The organism is Stenotrophomonas maltophilia group sp. vghtpe118, assembly GCF_052605195.1.
In genome coordinates this window covers 287478-302184 of record NZ_CP199672.1, presented here as the reverse complement: position 1 = coordinate 302184, position 14707 = coordinate 287478, and the positions used below count along the sequence as shown (strand labels likewise).

15 protein-coding genes and 1 pseudogene are annotated in these 14707 nt (G+C 66.4%); 6 read left to right on the top strand and 10 right to left on the bottom strand.

Translation table 11 applies throughout. The features are described 5' to 3' along the window. Positions 1-3: 3 nt before the first annotated feature. The 8 genes from ACUDTM_RS01525 to ACUDTM_RS01490 form a co-directional block, all read right to left on the bottom strand. The gene (locus ACUDTM_RS01525; protein ID WP_445391082.1) at positions 4-1755 is read right to left on the bottom strand and encodes an amino acid ABC transporter permease/ATP-binding protein; all 1752 of its coding nucleotides are present in this window, start codon (positions 1753-1755) and stop codon (positions 4-6) included. Beyond that, positions 1752-2303: a GNAT family N-acetyltransferase gene (locus tag ACUDTM_RS01520; protein ID WP_334272156.1), complete on the bottom strand. Its 552-nt coding sequence runs from the start codon at positions 2301-2303 to the stop codon at positions 1752-1754. Before ACUDTM_RS01520 ends, ACUDTM_RS01525 begins: the two co-directional genes overlap by 4 nt. Next, positions 2300-3520, bottom strand: coding sequence for a M20 aminoacylase family protein (locus ACUDTM_RS01515; RefSeq protein WP_445391081.1), 1221 nt, complete (start codon positions 3518-3520; stop codon positions 2300-2302). The genes ACUDTM_RS01520 and ACUDTM_RS01515 overlap by 4 nt, the downstream gene beginning before the upstream one ends. A 4-nt stretch (positions 3521-3524) precedes the next feature. Next, positions 3525-4868, bottom strand: a complete 1344-nt coding sequence (locus ACUDTM_RS01510) for an LLM class flavin-dependent oxidoreductase (RefSeq protein ID WP_445391080.1) — start codon at positions 4866-4868, stop codon at positions 3525-3527. Between the two features lie 19 nt (positions 4869-4887). Then, positions 4888-5865, bottom strand: a complete 978-nt coding sequence (locus ACUDTM_RS01505; protein ID WP_072168947.1) for an MsnO8 family LLM class oxidoreductase — start codon at positions 5863-5865, stop codon at positions 4888-4890. Between the two features lie 14 nt (positions 5866-5879). Next, entirely contained in the window at positions 5880-6242 is a 363-nt protein-coding gene (locus ACUDTM_RS01500) for a DUF3088 family protein (RefSeq protein ID WP_065197036.1), read from the bottom strand. A gap of 156 nt (positions 6243-6398) precedes the next feature. Next, entirely contained in the window at positions 6399-6980 is a 582-nt protein-coding gene (gene msuE, locus ACUDTM_RS01495) for an FMN reductase (RefSeq protein ID WP_439426827.1), read from the bottom strand. 151 nt (positions 6981-7131) lie between these two features. After that, positions 7132-9708 carry a TonB-dependent receptor plug domain-containing protein gene (locus ACUDTM_RS01490; protein ID WP_439426826.1) on the bottom strand — a complete coding sequence of 859 codons (2577 nt, stop codon included), beginning with the start codon at positions 9706-9708 and terminating at the stop codon, positions 7132-7134. Positions 9709-10046: 338 nt separating this feature from the next. Here ACUDTM_RS01490 and ftrA point away from each other — a divergent pair, with 338 nt between their 5' ends. From ftrA to ACUDTM_RS01475, 3 genes are all read left to right on the top strand, one after another. Beyond that, on the top strand, positions 10047-11048 hold the full coding sequence (gene ftrA / locus ACUDTM_RS01485; protein WP_445391079.1) for a transcriptional regulator FtrA: 1002 nt from the start codon (positions 10047-10049) through the stop codon (positions 11046-11048). 94 nt (positions 11049-11142) lie between these two features. After that, entirely contained in the window at positions 11143-11586 is a 444-nt protein-coding gene (locus ACUDTM_RS01480) for a BLUF domain-containing protein (RefSeq protein WP_445391078.1), read from the top strand. Next, positions 11486-12151: a chemotaxis protein CheW gene (locus ACUDTM_RS01475; RefSeq protein ID WP_342365992.1), complete on the top strand. Its 666-nt coding sequence runs from the start codon at positions 11486-11488 to the stop codon at positions 12149-12151. The genes ACUDTM_RS01480 and ACUDTM_RS01475 overlap by 101 nt, the downstream gene beginning before the upstream one ends. 11 nt (positions 12152-12162) lie before the next feature. Here the strand turns inward: ACUDTM_RS01475 and ACUDTM_RS01470 are convergent, their stop codons facing one another. Together ACUDTM_RS01470 and ACUDTM_RS01465 are read right to left on the bottom strand one after the other, a co-directional pair. Beyond that, positions 12163-12663 (bottom strand): hypothetical protein, encoded by a 501-nt coding sequence (locus ACUDTM_RS01470; protein WP_072168954.1) that lies wholly within the window; start codon positions 12661-12663, stop codon positions 12163-12165. Between the two features lie 92 nt (positions 12664-12755). Continuing rightward, positions 12756-13343, bottom strand: a complete 588-nt coding sequence (locus ACUDTM_RS01465) for a TetR/AcrR family transcriptional regulator (protein ID WP_065177484.1) — start codon at positions 13341-13343, stop codon at positions 12756-12758. A 233-nt stretch (positions 13344-13576) separates the two neighbouring features. On the opposite strand from ACUDTM_RS01465, the pseudogene ACUDTM_RS01460 reads away from it, so the two are divergent. From ACUDTM_RS01460 to ACUDTM_RS01450, 3 genes and pseudogenes are all read left to right on the top strand, one after another. Next, positions 13577-13886, top strand: a pseudogene (locus tag ACUDTM_RS01460) (SRPBCC family protein). A gap of 11 nt (positions 13887-13897) precedes the next feature. Then, positions 13898-14212 (top strand): ArsR/SmtB family transcription factor, encoded by a 315-nt coding sequence (locus tag ACUDTM_RS01455; RefSeq protein ID WP_005416268.1) that lies wholly within the window; start codon positions 13898-13900, stop codon positions 14210-14212. A 2-nt stretch (positions 14213-14214) separates the two neighbouring features. Further along, positions 14215-14673, top strand: a complete 459-nt coding sequence (locus ACUDTM_RS01450) for an SRPBCC family protein (RefSeq protein WP_088497286.1) — start codon at positions 14215-14217, stop codon at positions 14671-14673. Positions 14674-14707: the final 34 nt, after the last annotated feature.

Sequence of the window (14707 nt, the reverse complement as noted above, 5' to 3'; positions counted from 1 at the left end):
GGGTTACAGGGTCTTGGCCAGGAAATCGGCGGTGCGTTGCTGGTGCGGGCGCTCGAACAGAGCCTCGGGCGTGCCCTGCTCGATCACCCGGCCCTGGTCCATCATCACCACGTGGTCGGCCACGCGGCGGGCGAAGCTCAATTCATGGGTGACAATTACCAGCGTGGTGCCGGAGCGGGCCAGCTCTTCGATCACACTGAGCACTTCGGCCACCAGTTCCGGGTCCAGCGCAGAGGTGGGTTCGTCGAACAGCAGCACCTTCGGTTGCAGCGCCAGCGCGCGGGCAATCGCGATGCGCTGTTGCTGGCCACCGGACAGCTGGCGCGGGAAAGCATCGGCCCTGTCGGCCAGGCCGACCCGCTCCAGCAGCGTGCGCGCCTGCTGTTCGGCCTGCACACGGGGCACGCCACGCACCGCGATCGGTGCCTCGATGATGTTCTCCAGCGCGGTCAGGTGCGGGAACAGATTGAAGCCCTGGAACACCATGCCCACCTCGGCACGCCGACGGCGGATCTCACGCTCAGGCAGTTCGTACAGGGTGTCACCGTCACGGCGGTAGCCGATCAGCTGGCCGCCGACGGTCACATAGCCGCTGTCGGCACGCTCCAGGTGGTTGATCAGCCGCAGCAGCGTGGACTTGCCGGCGCCCGATGGGCCGATCAGCACCGTCACGCTGCCGGCGCGCAGGTCCAGGTTCACATCCTCCAGCACCGGCTGGTCGCCAAACACCTTGCCTACGCCGTGCAGCGATACCGCCGCGCCCTCGCCCGCTTCGACCTGGGTGGCGATGCGCGGTCGGTGGATCACGCGCGGCGCAGCATCACTCTGCACGCGCAGCAGCGATGACACGTGCGATGCCGAGCGCTCGCGCTGCAGCTGGCCGCGCGCGAAACGCTGCTCCACGCGCCGCTGCAGCAGTGAAAGTACGGTCAGGATCACCAGGTACCAGACCGTGGCCACCATCAGCAGCGGCACCACCTCCAGGTTGCGGCGGTAGATCACCTGCACCGTGTAGAACAGCTCAGGCAGCGCCAGCACGTAGACCACCGAAGTGCTCTTGGCGAGGCCGATCACATCGTTGAACGCGGCCGGCAGGATCGAGCGCATCGCCTGCGGCAGGATGATGCGGCGGACCTGGCGGCCACGTGGCAGGCCCAGCGCGGCCGCGGCCTCGTACTGGCCGTGGTCAACAGACAGAATGCCGCCGCGGATCACTTCGGCCGAGAACGCGGCCTGGTTCAGGGTCAGGCCCAGCACCGCGGCAGTGAACACACCGATCAGCTGCGTGGTCGGGTACGAGAACAGGTTGATGCCGGTGAACGGCACGCTCAGTTCGATGGTGCTGTACAGGTAGCCCAGATTGTTCAGCAGCAGCAACAGCACCAGCAGCGGGATCGAGCGGAACAGCCAAACGTAGCCCCACGACACCGCCGACAGCAGCGGCGAGCCGGAGACGCGGGCCAGCGCAAGCAACGTGCCCAAGGCGAAGCCGAGGCCAGTACCGAGCGCGGTCAGCAGCAGCGTGCGGCCCAGTCCCTCAAGCACCGGGCGCGCGAAGAACCATTCGGCGAAGGTGCCCCAGCCCCAGCGCGGATTGCCCAGCACGGACTGCAGCCCGATCAGGATCAGCGCCAGTGCCAGCACCGTGCCGAAGACCTGCAGCGGATGCCGGGCCGGCACGATCTTCAGCGCCGGCGCTGGCGCTGGCGCCGGCCGGGTTGCAATGCCATCCAGCGCGGTCGAAGGCGTGCTCACGCGTGGGCTCCTTGCAGCTGGGTCTGTGCAGGCACGATGGGGGGCGCCGGTGCCCGCAGGTGCTTTTCGAACGGCAGGTGCGCAATGGTTTCGGGATCCGCATCCAGATCGAACAGCGCGGTGTAACCATGGCTGAGGTACAGGCCAACAGCTTCAGGCTGGCGGAAGCCCGTCGTCAGGAACACCCGCCGATACCCTTGCCGCGCCGCCTGCTCTTCCAGCTCCTGCAGCACGCGCCGCGCAATGCCCTGGCGACGCAGCCCGGGCAGCGTCCAGATGCGCTTGAATTCGGCGGTATCCGGATCACGGTGCGGCATGAACGCACCGCCGGAAATCGCCACCCCGTCGCGCAGCAGCAGCACGAAGGCGCCCACCGGGGCCGCAAAGGCCTGCGCCGGATAGCGCTGCAGCTCCTCGCGGGCGCTGCCACCGATGCGTCGACGCACGTCGGCGTAGCGGCGGTCGTACTCCTGCTCCAGGCCGTCGAACAGCGGCCGCGCCAGTGGGTCATCCACCGAGGTGTAGAGGAAGCGTTCGTTGCTGCTCATGCCACGTCCTTCACCAGATAGTCTTCGGCCAGCCGTGCCCACAGGCTGGCAGCGGGTGCAATGGCGGCGTCGTTGAACACATAGCGTGGGCTGTGCAACGGTGCGCTGTCGCCGTTGCCGACGAACACGAAGCTGCCGGGCCGCGCCTGCAGCAGGAAGGCAAAGTCCTCACTGGCGGTGCGCGGTGCGAAGTCGGGCACCACCTGTTCGGCGCCGAAGCCCTGCACCGCCACCGTGCGGACGTAGGCGGTCTGCTGCGGGTGGTTGATCACGCTGGGGAAGCCGCGCGGGAATTCAATCTCGGCGCGCGCGCCGAACGCGGCGGCGGTCTGCTCGGCAAGTTCCGTGACCCGGCGTCGCAGCGTGTCGCGCACCTCGGGCAGGTAGGCGCGCACGGTCAGCTTCAGCTCGACCACGTCCGGAATCACATTGGCGGCCTGGCCGCCGTGGATCGAGCCGACGGTGACCACGCCCATCTGCCGCGGATCGACATTGCGCGACACCACGCTCTGCAGCGCGGTAACGATGTGCGCTGCCGCCAGGATCGGGTCGATGCTGCCCTGCGGCTCGGCACCGTGGCCGCCCTTGCCGATCACCTTCAGCCGCGCCCAGTCCACCGACGCCATCGCCGGGCCATCGACAAAGCCGAAGTGCCCCACCGGCGCGCCCGGCCAGTTGTGCAGCCCATAGATCGCATCCACCGGGAAGCGTTCGAACAGGCCATCGGCAATCATCTTCGACGCGCCCGAACCCGTCTCCTCTGCAGGCTGGAATACCAGCTGCAGGGTGCCGTCGATATTGCCGTGATGGGCCAGGTAATGCGCGGCGGACAGCAGGATGGCGGTATGGCCATCGTGACCACAGGCATGCATCAGGCCCTCGGTCTGGCTGGCGTAGGCCAGGCCGGAGTCCTCGCGGATCGGCAGCGCATCGATGTCGGCACGCAGCCCCAGCCGACGACTGCCCTGCCCGCGCTGCAACGTACCGACCACGCCGGTACCGCCGAGGCCAGTGGTCACTTCATAACCCCATTGCTGCAGAAGTTCGGCCACACGTGCGCTGGTGCGATGCTCCTCGAAGGCCAGCTCCGGGTGCCGGTGCAGGTCATGGCGGATCGCAATGGCGGCCTCGGCGCGTGCTGCGATTTCGGGCAACACGCCAGTCGCTGGGGAACTCCGCCGGGCCTGGCCCGGTGCTACTGCGGTTTCTCCGCTCATTGCCCTACCCCACCTTCCGCGCCGGTTCGGCGTCGGTCGCATACCGGCTGGCCTTGTACGGCAGGCCCAGATGCTCGCGCAGCGTCTGCCCCTCCAGCGCGCGCTGGTGGTAGCCCCGCGCCTGCAGGATCGGCAATACCTGGGTCACGAAATCGTCCAGGCCCTCGCGCTGCGCGGCAAAGCCGAGAATGAAGCCATCGCTGGCACCGGCATCGAACCAGCGGACCAGCTCATCCGCCACCTGCTCGGGTGTACCGATGAAGTTTGGTCGCGGGCTCACTGCCTCCAATGCCACCTGGCGCAGGCTCAGGCCCTTCTCACGCGCATCCTGCTTGATGCGGTCGGTGGTGGAGCGGAACGAATTGCTGCCAATGTCACCCAGCTCCGGGAAGGGCGTGTCCGGATCGTACTGGCTGAAATCGTGGTGGTCGAAGAACCGGCCGAGATAGGCCAGCGCATCCTCCAGCGTGGCCAGTGCGGCAATCGCCTGGTACTTGGCTTCAGCCTCCTCGGCAGTACGGCCGACGATGGGGCCGATGCCCGGAAAGATCTTCACGTCATTGCGGCTGCGGCCATGCGCGATCGCCGAATTCTTCACCTTCTGGGTGAACGCGCGGGTTTCCTCCAGCGACGGCGAGTGGGTGAACACCGCGTCGGCGTACTTGCCGGCCAGCGCGATGCCGTCGTCGGACGAACCGGCCTGGAAGATCACCGGCTGGCCCTGTGGCGAACGCTGGATGTTGAGCGGCCCTTCCACCTGGAAGAAGCGGCCCTTGTGGTCGAGGCGGCGGAACTTTTCCGGCGCGAAGAAGATACCGCTGTCGCGCTCGCGCACGAAGGCGTCGTCGTCCCAGGAATCCCACAGCCCCTGCACCACCTCCAGATACTCGTCGGCGATCTGGTAGCGCAGCGCATGTTCCGGGTGTGGCCGGCCATAGTTGCGGCCCGAGCCCTCCAGTGGCGAGGTCACCACGTTCCAGCCGGCACGGCCGCCGCTGAGCAGATCCAGCGAGGCGAACTGGCGGGCCACGGTGAACGGATCGCTGTAGGACGTCGACAGCGTACCCGCCAGGCCGATCTTCTTCGTTGCCGCGGCCAGCGCCGACAGCAGCGAGATCGGCTCGAAGCGGTTGAGGAAATGCGGGATCGACTTCTCGTTGATATACAACCCGTCGGCCACGAAGCCGAAGGCGATACCGTTGTCCTCGGCCGTGCGTGCGATGTCGATGTAGAACTGCAGGTTGACGCTGGCATCAGCCGGATTGGACGGATGCTTCCAGGCATGCATGTGGCTGCCGGGGCCCTGCAGCATGATGCCGAACGGAATGTGGCGCGGGGTCGTGCTCATTGGGAATCGCTCCTGCAGGTCAGGCCACCGCCGCGCGCGGCGCAGGCGACAGCAGTTCGAGGGATGTCAGGCGTGCGTCAAGGTCGGCCACCGGCGCGTCGAGGATGAATTCGCCCACGCCGAAACGCCGGTGCAGCGCGTCCAGTTCGCCGCGCACATGCTGCGCATCACCGGACAGCACGCTGGGGCGCGTTTCCTCGATGCGGAAGTCGGCCACGCCCACCTGGCGCGCGTACTCGGCAGCCGCCTCGGGGCTGGGCAGGTTCACCGCCTGCCCCGGACCGAGGTGCAGCTTGTAGACGCGCAGCGCGCCGATATGACGCGCTGCTGCTTCGGCAGTCGGTGCGGCGAAGGCCACCGTGGCCAGCAGCGGGGGCTGCGAGGAGACGCTGCGGTAAGCGTCGAACGCAGCCTCGATATGTTTCGGGTCGCCATCGAAGTGCGCGGCGTACACGAAGCGCCAGCCCAGCTCGGCTGCTTGCTTCGCGCTCTGTGGGCTGGCCCCGAGCAGGAAGCGCTCAGGCGCCTGCTGTGGAATCGGGCGCGCCAGCGCCTCGGTCGCGGCACCGGACAGATAGCCCTCCAGGTCGCGCAGCTGCTGGTCGAAATCGGCGAATGCCGGGCGTCCCGCCGCCAGCGCGGCGGTCGATGCTGGCAGGCCACCGGGCGCCTTGCCCACGCCCAGATCCACGCGCCCCGGTGCCAACGCCGCCAGCAGGTTGAAGCTCTCGGCCACCTTGTACGGCGCATAGTGGCGCAGCATCACCCCGCCACTGCCGATACGGATGCGACGGGTCTGCGCCAGCACCCAGGCGGCCAGCACTTCCGGCGCCGGGCTGGCAAGCGCCGGCGCGGCATGATGTTCGGCAAACCAGTACCGGTGATAGCCCAGCTGCTCGGCGCGCTGCGCCAACTGCAGGCTGTTGCGCAGCGCCTGCTCTGGCGAGGCGCCTTCGGCCACCGGGCTCTTGTCCAAGACGCTGATCAGATAGCTCAAGGTCGTGTCCTCGCTCAGGGGTGGGCCACGGGAATGCCAAGCAATCCGTTCAGCGCAGCCAGGATCGGCTCGGCACCGGAGATGTACTGGCGGTCCTGATGCGCGCCACTGGCCAGCTCGCTGCGCACGCCCTGCGGCAGCACCAGCTTGGGCAACGACTGGTCCTGCTCGCCGATCTCGGCGATCACCTCGCGGCGTGGCCGCGCGAAACCAATGCGACGTACGTCCAGCTGCGCGTCGAGGCCGTCGATGCTCGACAGCGCCCCTTCCAGCAGCAGGCTGTGCCGGCAGAAGAAGCGCTGGCCAGGAATCTGGCCATCCTCGAACTCGCGGTCGAGCAGGAACAGGATGGGTTTGCTTGCTGCGTCCAACGCCACGGGAGTGTCCTCATCAGGGCCGGCAATGCGATGCCGCTTCGATTTCGATGCTAGGGATGCCGGTGCTTGCGGTGGCGGTGCCAGGCGACAATCGGCGGTCAGATCCGGCCACGCAGATGCGCCTTGGCCATATGCAAAGCGCCGCCGGTTATGGCATCAGGCGATGCGTCGCAGTGGCGCCGCTACCGCCAGCGCCTGCGTAGCCAGATGCCCGGCCGCACGCTCGGTCGCCAGCGCGATGCGGGCCTGCAACGCTGCACTGTTGAGGTGCTCGCCATCAAAGTCGGCCGGCGTGGCATACACCCCGATCGGCAGCGTGTGCGCCTGCAGGAAGCTGAACAACGGCCGCAACTGGTGGTCGATCACCAGTGCATGGCGCTCGCTGCCCCCGGTCGCCGCCAGCAGCACCGGTGTATCCACCAGCGCCTCCAGCTCGATGAAGTCGACCAGGTGCTTGAACAGCCCCGGATACGACCCCCGATACACCGGCGCGGCCACCACCAGCAGCTCGGCCGCCTCGATCGTCTGCAACGCCTGCTCCACCGCAGGCTCCGCCTCATCGCGAGACAACGACTGCCCCAGCGAGCGCGCGATCGGCGCCAGCTCCACCACCTCCACGCTGGCGTGTACCCGCTGCTGCAACGACGCCAACAGGTGCTGCACCAGCAGCAACGTGCGCGACGTCGCCGAGCTGGTCGGTGACCCCACCACTGCAACCACCTTCAATGCAGAAGACATGAACTGCTCCTCGATGATGCCGAACCCCGTCCGGCCGCCTTTCGCGTTCTGTAGAGCCGAGCCATGCTCGGCTGCTGTTGCCTTTGTAGAGCCGAGCCATGCTCGGCTGCTGTTGCCTTTGTAGAGCCGAGCCATGCTCGGCTGCTCCACCTCAGAACCGGTAATTGATCCGCCCGTACCAGAACGTCCCGATCCGGCTCAGCACATCGCCCGAATCCCACGTCGTCTCGATGCTGGCCACATCGGTAGCACTGCGCGCGTACTCCGGCACCTTGCGCGTGCGCTTGTCGAACACGTTGTTGACGCCCAGCGCCGCGCTCCAGCCCGCACCCAGCTCCACCGCACCTGAAAGGTTGGTCACCAGCACCGGCGGCTGCCTGTATTCCACGCCGTTGTTCAGGCGCTTGATCGGGCCGTAGTAGGTGAAGTCGACATTCGAGCGCCAGCGCCCGTTCTGCCAGCCCAAGCCCGCCACCTGGGTGTAGCTGGGCGTGCGGAAGCGCAGTGCGTACTCGCTGGATTTGGTCAGCAGGTTGATGTTGGGCAGCCCCTGCAGCGCCGCCGGAATATCACTGACCTTCCGGATCGTGGTGCGGCCGACGTTGGCCGCATAGCTCCAGCGCAGCTTGCCCCACGCCGTTTCCTGGTTCGCTTCCAGGGTCAGCTCCACACCGCGTGTGCGGGTATCGCCCACATTGGTGAAGTAGCTGGCGTAGAACGCATCACCCGGCAGGATGCTGATGCCGGCTGAACCCAGCAGCGCATCGATGGTGTTCTTCTGCGCCGCACTCAACACCGTACCGCTGTTGTCGGTGATACGCGCCGGGTCCTGCGCGTTGTAACCGATCTGGCTGGACTGGCCGAGCTGGCCGCGGATGTCGATCTGGTAGGCATCCACGGCCAGGTGGAACGCCGGGCTCGGGTCCCAGGTCACGCCCAGGCTGTAGTTGGTGGCCTTTTCCGGCTTCAGCGGTGTGGCACCCAACGCAATCGCCGCCGGCGAAGACACCTGTGCCACCAGCGTGGTACCGCACGGGCAGCTGCCGGTGGCCTGGTAGAACTGCGCGCCCAGGCTGGGCGCATGGAAGCCATTGCTGACCGTCGCGCGTACACCCAACGCGTCGGTGAAGTCGAAGCGCGTGGTCAGTCTGCCCGTGGACACGCTGCCGAAGTCGGAATGATCTTCCCAGCGTGCAGCGGCATCCAGGTACCAGCGCGCGGTGATGTTGCTGGCCGCGCCCACATAGACCGCCTTGCTGTTGCGCGTCGCCTTCACTGCATCGGCGGTGGAGTAGCCCACGAACGCGGCGGCACCGAAGCCGATGTAGGACTCCCACTGCCCGGCGCCGCGTTCGTACTGTTCGTGCTGGTACTCGGCGCCGGCGCTCACTTCCAGCGGCGAAGCGAATGCCGCCACCTCGAAGCCACGGCGCAGGTCCAGGTTGGCGATGCCCTGCTGGTAGTCCAGCTTGCCATCATAGAAGTCAGTGGGCGAACCGGGGTACGGCAGCGAGTAGTTCACCGAATTGCGGGTATAGGTGCGTACCGTGCTGCGGTTGCCGGTCAGGCTGGCGTCGTAGTCCCAACCCGCGATCTGGCCTTTCACACCTGCGGTGCCGGTGTACTGCTTCTCCTTGGTTTCCAGCACTGGCAGGAAGCCATCGGGAAACACGCTCAGCACACCCGGCGCCTTGTAGGTGGTGAAGATGGTCGCCGGCAGGCGGAAATTCTGGATCGCCTGCGCGGTGCGATCACTGGCGGTGGCATTGGCGTAGAACTGCGCGCTCTCGCCCAAGCCATGGCCCACGTTCACCGCAAACGCCTTCAGCGCATACGATGGCGAACTGAGGATGGTGTTGGCCTCGGCATTGCGGTTGGCCTCGGCCGGGTTCGGCGATGCGCCGGCCGGCAACCGGTTGTTCGGTCGCAGCGCTACCCGATTGCCGTTGGCATCTACCGCCGGATAGCTCAGGTAGCCATCGATATAGCGGCGGGTACGGATCGCGTGGTGCTGCCGCGTGGTTTCGCCCGACAGGTTGACGAAGCCATCGGCGCCCCACGGCAGGCCCACGTTGGCACGCACGCTGGTGCGCGCGCCATCGCCATCAATGCTCTGCCCGCTTTCCACGGAAAGCTCGCCACCGTGTGCCTGCGATTTCAGGATCACGTTGACCACGCCGGTGATCGCGTCCGAACCATAGATGGCCGACGCGCCATCGCGCAGCACTTCCACATGGTCGATCGCCGAGACTGGAATCAACGCCAGGTCAGCCCAGGCATGGCCGGGGAAACCGCCGCCGTTGGCACCGCTCACATAGGCACTGGCATTGCGGCGCTTGCCGTTCACCAGCACCAGCGTGTAACCCGGCGAGAGATTGCGCAGCTGGTAGCCACGGATCAGGCTCTCCTGGTCGCTCTGGTAGCCACCGATCTGGCTCAGCGACGGCAGGCTGCGCTGCAACGCTTCCAGCAGGTTGGCCTGGCCGGTCGCAGCAAGGTCCTCTGCGGAAATCACATCGATCGGGGTGGAACTGTTCTTCACCGTGCGCGTGCTGGTGCGCGACCCGGTAACGACCACCGCATCCAGCGTGGACGCTGCCACGTTGGCCGTTGCAGCGGTGGCAGCAGGATCCGCATCGGCGTCAGCCGCATGGCCAGGCGTTGCAGCCAGAACGCTGGCGATCAGGACGGCGAGAGTGTTCAGCACAGGGGCATGGGCGGCAGGCATGGGGACTCGTGGGAGTGGGCCGGAAACACGCTTCCATTCAAGGGCCTGTTCACCTGGTGCGACAGGCGGGATCGCGTCACCCAGCCGTAACATCCGGCCACCCACATGACCGCTGGTAATGACGTTAGGCGGCATTGCCGGTGCACTGCTGTCTGTAGAGCCGAGCCCACGCTCGGCTGCTCTACGCGACGGCGTCAGATGCATCCCCCCTGCCGGTATTGAGCCGAGCGTGGGCTCGGCTCTACAAGAGGGGAGCGACCGCTCCATATGCCTGCCCGGCATCACCTCATGCCCTCGCACCACGCAGCGCCACGCATCTGCATCCGTAGCATCAAGCCATGCCCAGCCCACCCGCCGATCCCACCGCACCGCTCGTCGCCATCGTTGCCTGCCACGGCCAGGGGCTGTTCGAATTCGGCTGCGCGGTAGGCCTGTTCGCGCCTGTGCGGCCGGAACTCGGCGTGGCCTGGTACCGCACCCAGCTGTGCGCGGGTGAACCCGGTGCACTGCGCATGCTCGGCAATGCACAGGTGCAGCTGCCCTACGATCTCAGCACTGTTGATGACGCCGACATCATCGTCATTCCCGGATGGCGCGAACCCAGCGAACGCCCGCCGCAGGCACTGCTCGATGCACTCGTCCGCGCCCACGTCCGTGGCGCACGCATCGCCTCGATCTGCTCTGGCGCCTTCGTGCTGGCCTGGGCTGGGCTGCTCGATGGCCGCCAGGCCACCACCCACTGGCGCCTCACCGAAGCGCTGGCGCGCGACTTCCCACGCATCGATGTGCGCGAAGACGTGCTGTACGTCGACACCGGCAACGTCATCACCTCGGCCGGCTCGGCCACCGGCATGGACATGATGCTGCACATGGTGCGCAAGGATTACGGCGCGCGCGTGGCCAACCTGGTGGCCGAACGGCTGGTGCTGGCGCCATGGCGTGATGCCGAACGCAGCCAGCGTGTCAGCCGGGCCATTCCCAATGGCGAGCCCTCGCGTCTGGCAAAACTGATGGAATGGATGCGCCGCAACCTGCGCGAGCCGCACTCGCTGGGCAGTCTTGCCGAGCAGGCCGCGCTCAGCCAGCGCACGCTGCAGCGGCAGTTCCTGGAAGCCACCGGCCTGTCACCCATCGACTGGCTGATCCGCGAGCGCGTGGCATTCGCCCGCGAGCTGCTGGAAACCACCGACCGACCGCTGCAGTGGATTGCCGAGCAGGCCGGCTTTGGTTCGCAGGAGTCGTTCCGCCGGCACTTCCGCGGCCAGGTGGACGCCAGTCCTACCCAATACCGCAGCCAGCATCGCGGCGGAATTGGCGCGGATCGGTTGGTGGGCTGCTGATCCAACGCATCACTCCCGATGATGCGTGAGGAAAGGCTCACGGCAGGCTATGGCGACCCACGTATAGTGACGGGCGTCACAAGAAGCCCCTTCCATGGTCCACGCATTTGCCTACTCCAGCCACATGTCGGCTGGGCTTTCCGATGAAATGCTCCGGCAGATCGTCTCCCGCTCTGCCACGTTCAACCGTCGCGTAGACGTTACCGGAGCGCTGCTCGTCGACGGGCAGCGGTTTTTCCAGTACGTCGAAGGTCCGCCCGACGGCCTGGAGGCGGTCAAGCACCGCATCCATGACAGTCGCTCGCATGCTGCCGTCGTGCCGGTACTGGACATGGCCATCAGCGCGCGTGCTGTTCCCTATTGGGCCATGACCCGCATCGACACCGGGCAGGTCGTGGTGTCCGGCCTGGTCAATGCGCGATGGGACGAATTTGGCCATGCCGTTCCGGGCATGGATCAGCTCGTCGGCCTGCTGCGTCCGCACTTTCCGCGCATCGGCCCGCTCAGTGCGCACCATGCGTCCGTCGGATCCAGCTGAACCGCCGCCCTGCGCGCGTAGTCCCACGCGGCCGCGTACTCCCTGCACACGTCATCATTCAAGCCGCGTTACCCATCGTTCCTGCCAGATCCACAGCATGCCTGTACCCGCTCAACCTTCAACGGAAACACGTCCCTCGCCCGCCGAGTTGTTCGAGGTTGTCGTCCTGCGTGCAGGCACCGCCCTGTTCGCGATCGACGTACAGCTGGCCGTGGAAATACGCGGCCCCGAGACCTTCGGCCCTGCGGACCAGCATGGCAGGCGGAGCTTGGAGGTACGGGGGCAGCCGTTGCCGGTGGCCGACCTGCGCAGGCTCAGCGGGCAACCGGCATTCGATGGCGGCAGCCCAGCCATGCTGTTGATCACCGCCGGCACCGCAACCCTGGCGCTGGCGGTAGATGAAGTGCTGGAAATCGAAACACCGGACGCAACGCCAGACGTATCCGCGCCTGCCGAGGGTCGGGTGTTCAATTTCTGCAGCGGGCACGTTCGGGTGGATGCCACACGTTCGGCTGCGCTGATCGAACCGCAGTCGCTGCTGGCCGCGCTCGCGGTGCGGGACTAAGGCGCCTCTGCTCAAGGGCGCCTGCGAACCGGTTCAAACCGCATGCGCCAGCACTGCGCGGCAAAGCCGATCACAAACACCACCGCCAATCCCAGCAACGTGTGCAGCACCACCGGCGCCATCGGCGCCGCAGCAATCGGATGCGCTGCCGGCAACCGTGTCAGCGTTTCATTCACGCCTGGCACCAGCGACAGCAGGAAGCTGAAGGACAGCGCAAACGTCGACACGTAGGGTGCGGCGCCACCCAGCCAGCGCAGCCGGCCGGCCAGCACGCCGCCGAAGGCGATCAGCAGCACGATCACTCCGAATGCGTGGCCCGGGTTGATCCCGCCCGTACTGGAGACGGTGAACGACGTTGCCACCGACAGCACAAGCCCGAGCAGGTACAGCTTGCCGGAGCGTGTCGCGGGGTCGATCGCGCGATGGCGAATGAAGGCATACAGGGCGGCGAACACCGGTACAAGGCTGACGGCCGTGTGGATCACGCCCAGCGTGGACAGAGAGTGCGACATGGAACATCTCCAAGGGGTGATTGAACCTACTAGTAGGTAGACTTCTGAACCAAAGAAAAGGCCTACGTTGCCGCAGGCCCACCACACATCTATCAGGCAGCCGCGCTCACCCGCGCGATGGCCAGCCGTGCCAGCGCAGCAAACGTCGCCGCATCGCCGAAACCGCGCGCGGCCAGCATCGCGCCATGCACCGATGACATGAACGCCTTGGCCTCATCGGCCACCGGACCCTGCAGGCGCAGTTGACCCAGCGCCGCGCCCTTTTCCAAGGTGAGCGCCAACCAGCCACTCAGATCCTCGAAATGCCCGCGTACTTCTTCGGCAATCTCCGCAGGGATCATCGGCGCCTCTGCCGCCAGCATCGCGCAGATGCAGAACGAAGACGTGCCACCGGCAATACAGCTCGACCAGTAGTCCACATAGGCGTTGAGCTCCTGCAGCGGGTCGTCCAGCTGCCGGTCCAGCAGCGCCAGGCCTTCGCGCGCCTCGGCCCGGTACAGCTCAACCACCGTGCGCACCAGGTCCACCTTGCTGGGGAAATGGTGATGGATGCTGGCCTTGCTGATGTTCACCCGCGCCGACACGTCGGCGTAGCTGAAACCGTTGTAGCCACCAGCCTCCAGCAGCGAACGGGCGTGGGCCAGGATCTCTTGGGCCTTGGGCGAGAGCGGCTCTTTCATGCCGTCAACCTACTAGTAGGTTGACGGCCTGTCAACTATCCGCGGCCGGGTGGGCAGCATCTGCTAGTGCCGGCCGCTGGCCGGCAACTGCACGCACCCAACTCCACCGGGATGCCGGCCAGCGGCCGGCACTACCACATCCGGGCGTTCGTGGCCGGTTTTGACATGCAGGTATTTACCTGCATATAGTCCACTCAAGGGCGGCGCCTGCCGGCCCATGCGAGGAACCTGCAATGGTGGATATCGCACACCGGGTCGGCATCAAGGCCCCCGCAAGCCAGGTGTATCAAGCACTGGCCACCCCACCAGGCGTCCCTGGCCGGCCCTGCCGAATGGATCGGCACCCACGTGCGCTTCGCGCTGAAGCAGGAAGGCGACTACTGCATCGTCCTGTTCACCCACGAAGGCTGGAAGGAACGCGTCGAGTTCACCTCCCACTGCAGCACCAAGTGGGCGGTCTTCCTGCTGAGCCTCAAGGCCCTGCTGGAAACCGGCAAGGGTCAGCCCAATCCACACGACATCAGGATCGACAACTGGAACTGAAGACGCCCCGCATGAATGCAGACAAGGTGTTCAAGGCACTGGCCGACCCCACGCGTAGAACGCTGCTGGACCTGCTTTGCGAAGACAACGGCCAGACCCTGGGCCAGCTCTGCGAACACCTGGACATGGCCCGGCAATCGGTCACCCAGCACCTTGGCCTGCTGGAAGACGCCAACCTGATCAGCACGGTGCGCCGTGGCCGCGAGAAGCTGCACTTCATCAACCCGGTGCCGCTGCATGAAGTCTACGAGCGCTGGGTACGCAAGTTCGAGCAGCAGCGCCTGAGCCTGCTGCATGACCTGAAACGCGAACTGGAAGGAGAATGACGATGTCCGCAGAGACCACCCGCTTCATCCACGTGATCTACATCGCGTCCACGCCACAGAAGGTGTTCGAGGCCATCACCCGCCCCGAGATCGCCAGTCGCTACTGGGGCCACGAGAACGTCTCGGACTGGAAACCCGGCTCGCGCTGGCAGCACGTGCGCGCCGACGAAACGCGCTCGGTCGAGCTGGTCGGCGAAGTGGTGGAAAGCACCCCGCCCTCGCGGCTGGTCATCACCTGGGCCGCCGCCTCGCAGGCCGACGACCCGGACGCCTACAGCCGTGTGACCTTCGAGATCGTGCCCTACCAGGACATGGTGCGGCTTACCGTCACCCACGACGAATTGGAACCCGGCAGCGGCATGGATACCGGCATCCGCCAGGGCTGGCCGATCGTGCTGTCGAGCCTGAAGTCGCTGCTGGAGACCGGCAAGGGATTGGATGTGTTTGCGAAGCCGAGCTGAGTCGTGCCGCTATCGGCGGCGGAGCGCCATCCGC

Coding starts and splice junctions, on each gene's coding strand:
- ACUDTM_RS01455 (WP_005416268.1), top strand. CDS start 13,898: ATGAATGCAGACAAGGTGTTCAAGGCACTGGCCGACCCCACGCGTAGA.
- ACUDTM_RS01490 (WP_439426826.1), bottom strand. CDS start 9,708: ATGCCTGCCGCCCATGCCCCTGTGCTGAACACTCTCGCCGTCCTGATC.
- ACUDTM_RS01465 (WP_065177484.1), bottom strand. CDS start 13,343: ATGAAAGAGCCGCTCTCGCCCAAGGCCCAAGAGATCCTGGCCCACGCC.
- ACUDTM_RS01470 (WP_072168954.1), bottom strand. CDS start 12,663: ATGTCGCACTCTCTGTCCACGCTGGGCGTGATCCACACGGCCGTCAGC.
- ACUDTM_RS01475 (WP_342365992.1), top strand. CDS start 11,486: ATGCCGTTCCGGGCATGGATCAGCTCGTCGGCCTGCTGCGTCCGCACT.
- ACUDTM_RS01480 (WP_445391078.1), top strand. CDS start 11,143: ATGGTCCACGCATTTGCCTACTCCAGCCACATGTCGGCTGGGCTTTCC.
- msuE (WP_439426827.1), bottom strand. CDS start 6,980: ATGTCTTCTGCATTGAAGGTGGTTGCAGTGGTGGGGTCACCGACCAGC.
- ACUDTM_RS01450 (WP_088497286.1), top strand. CDS start 14,215: ATGTCCGCAGAGACCACCCGCTTCATCCACGTGATCTACATCGCGTCC.
- ACUDTM_RS01515 (WP_445391081.1), bottom strand. CDS start 3,520: ATGAGCGGAGAAACCGCAGTAGCACCGGGCCAGGCCCGGCGGAGTTCC.
- ftrA (WP_445391079.1), top strand. CDS start 10,047: ATGCCCAGCCCACCCGCCGATCCCACCGCACCGCTCGTCGCCATCGTT.
- ACUDTM_RS01520 (WP_334272156.1), bottom strand. CDS start 2,303: ATGAGCAGCAACGAACGCTTCCTCTACACCTCGGTGGATGACCCACTG.
- ACUDTM_RS01510 (WP_445391080.1), bottom strand. CDS start 4,868: ATGAGCACGACCCCGCGCCACATTCCGTTCGGCATCATGCTGCAGGGC.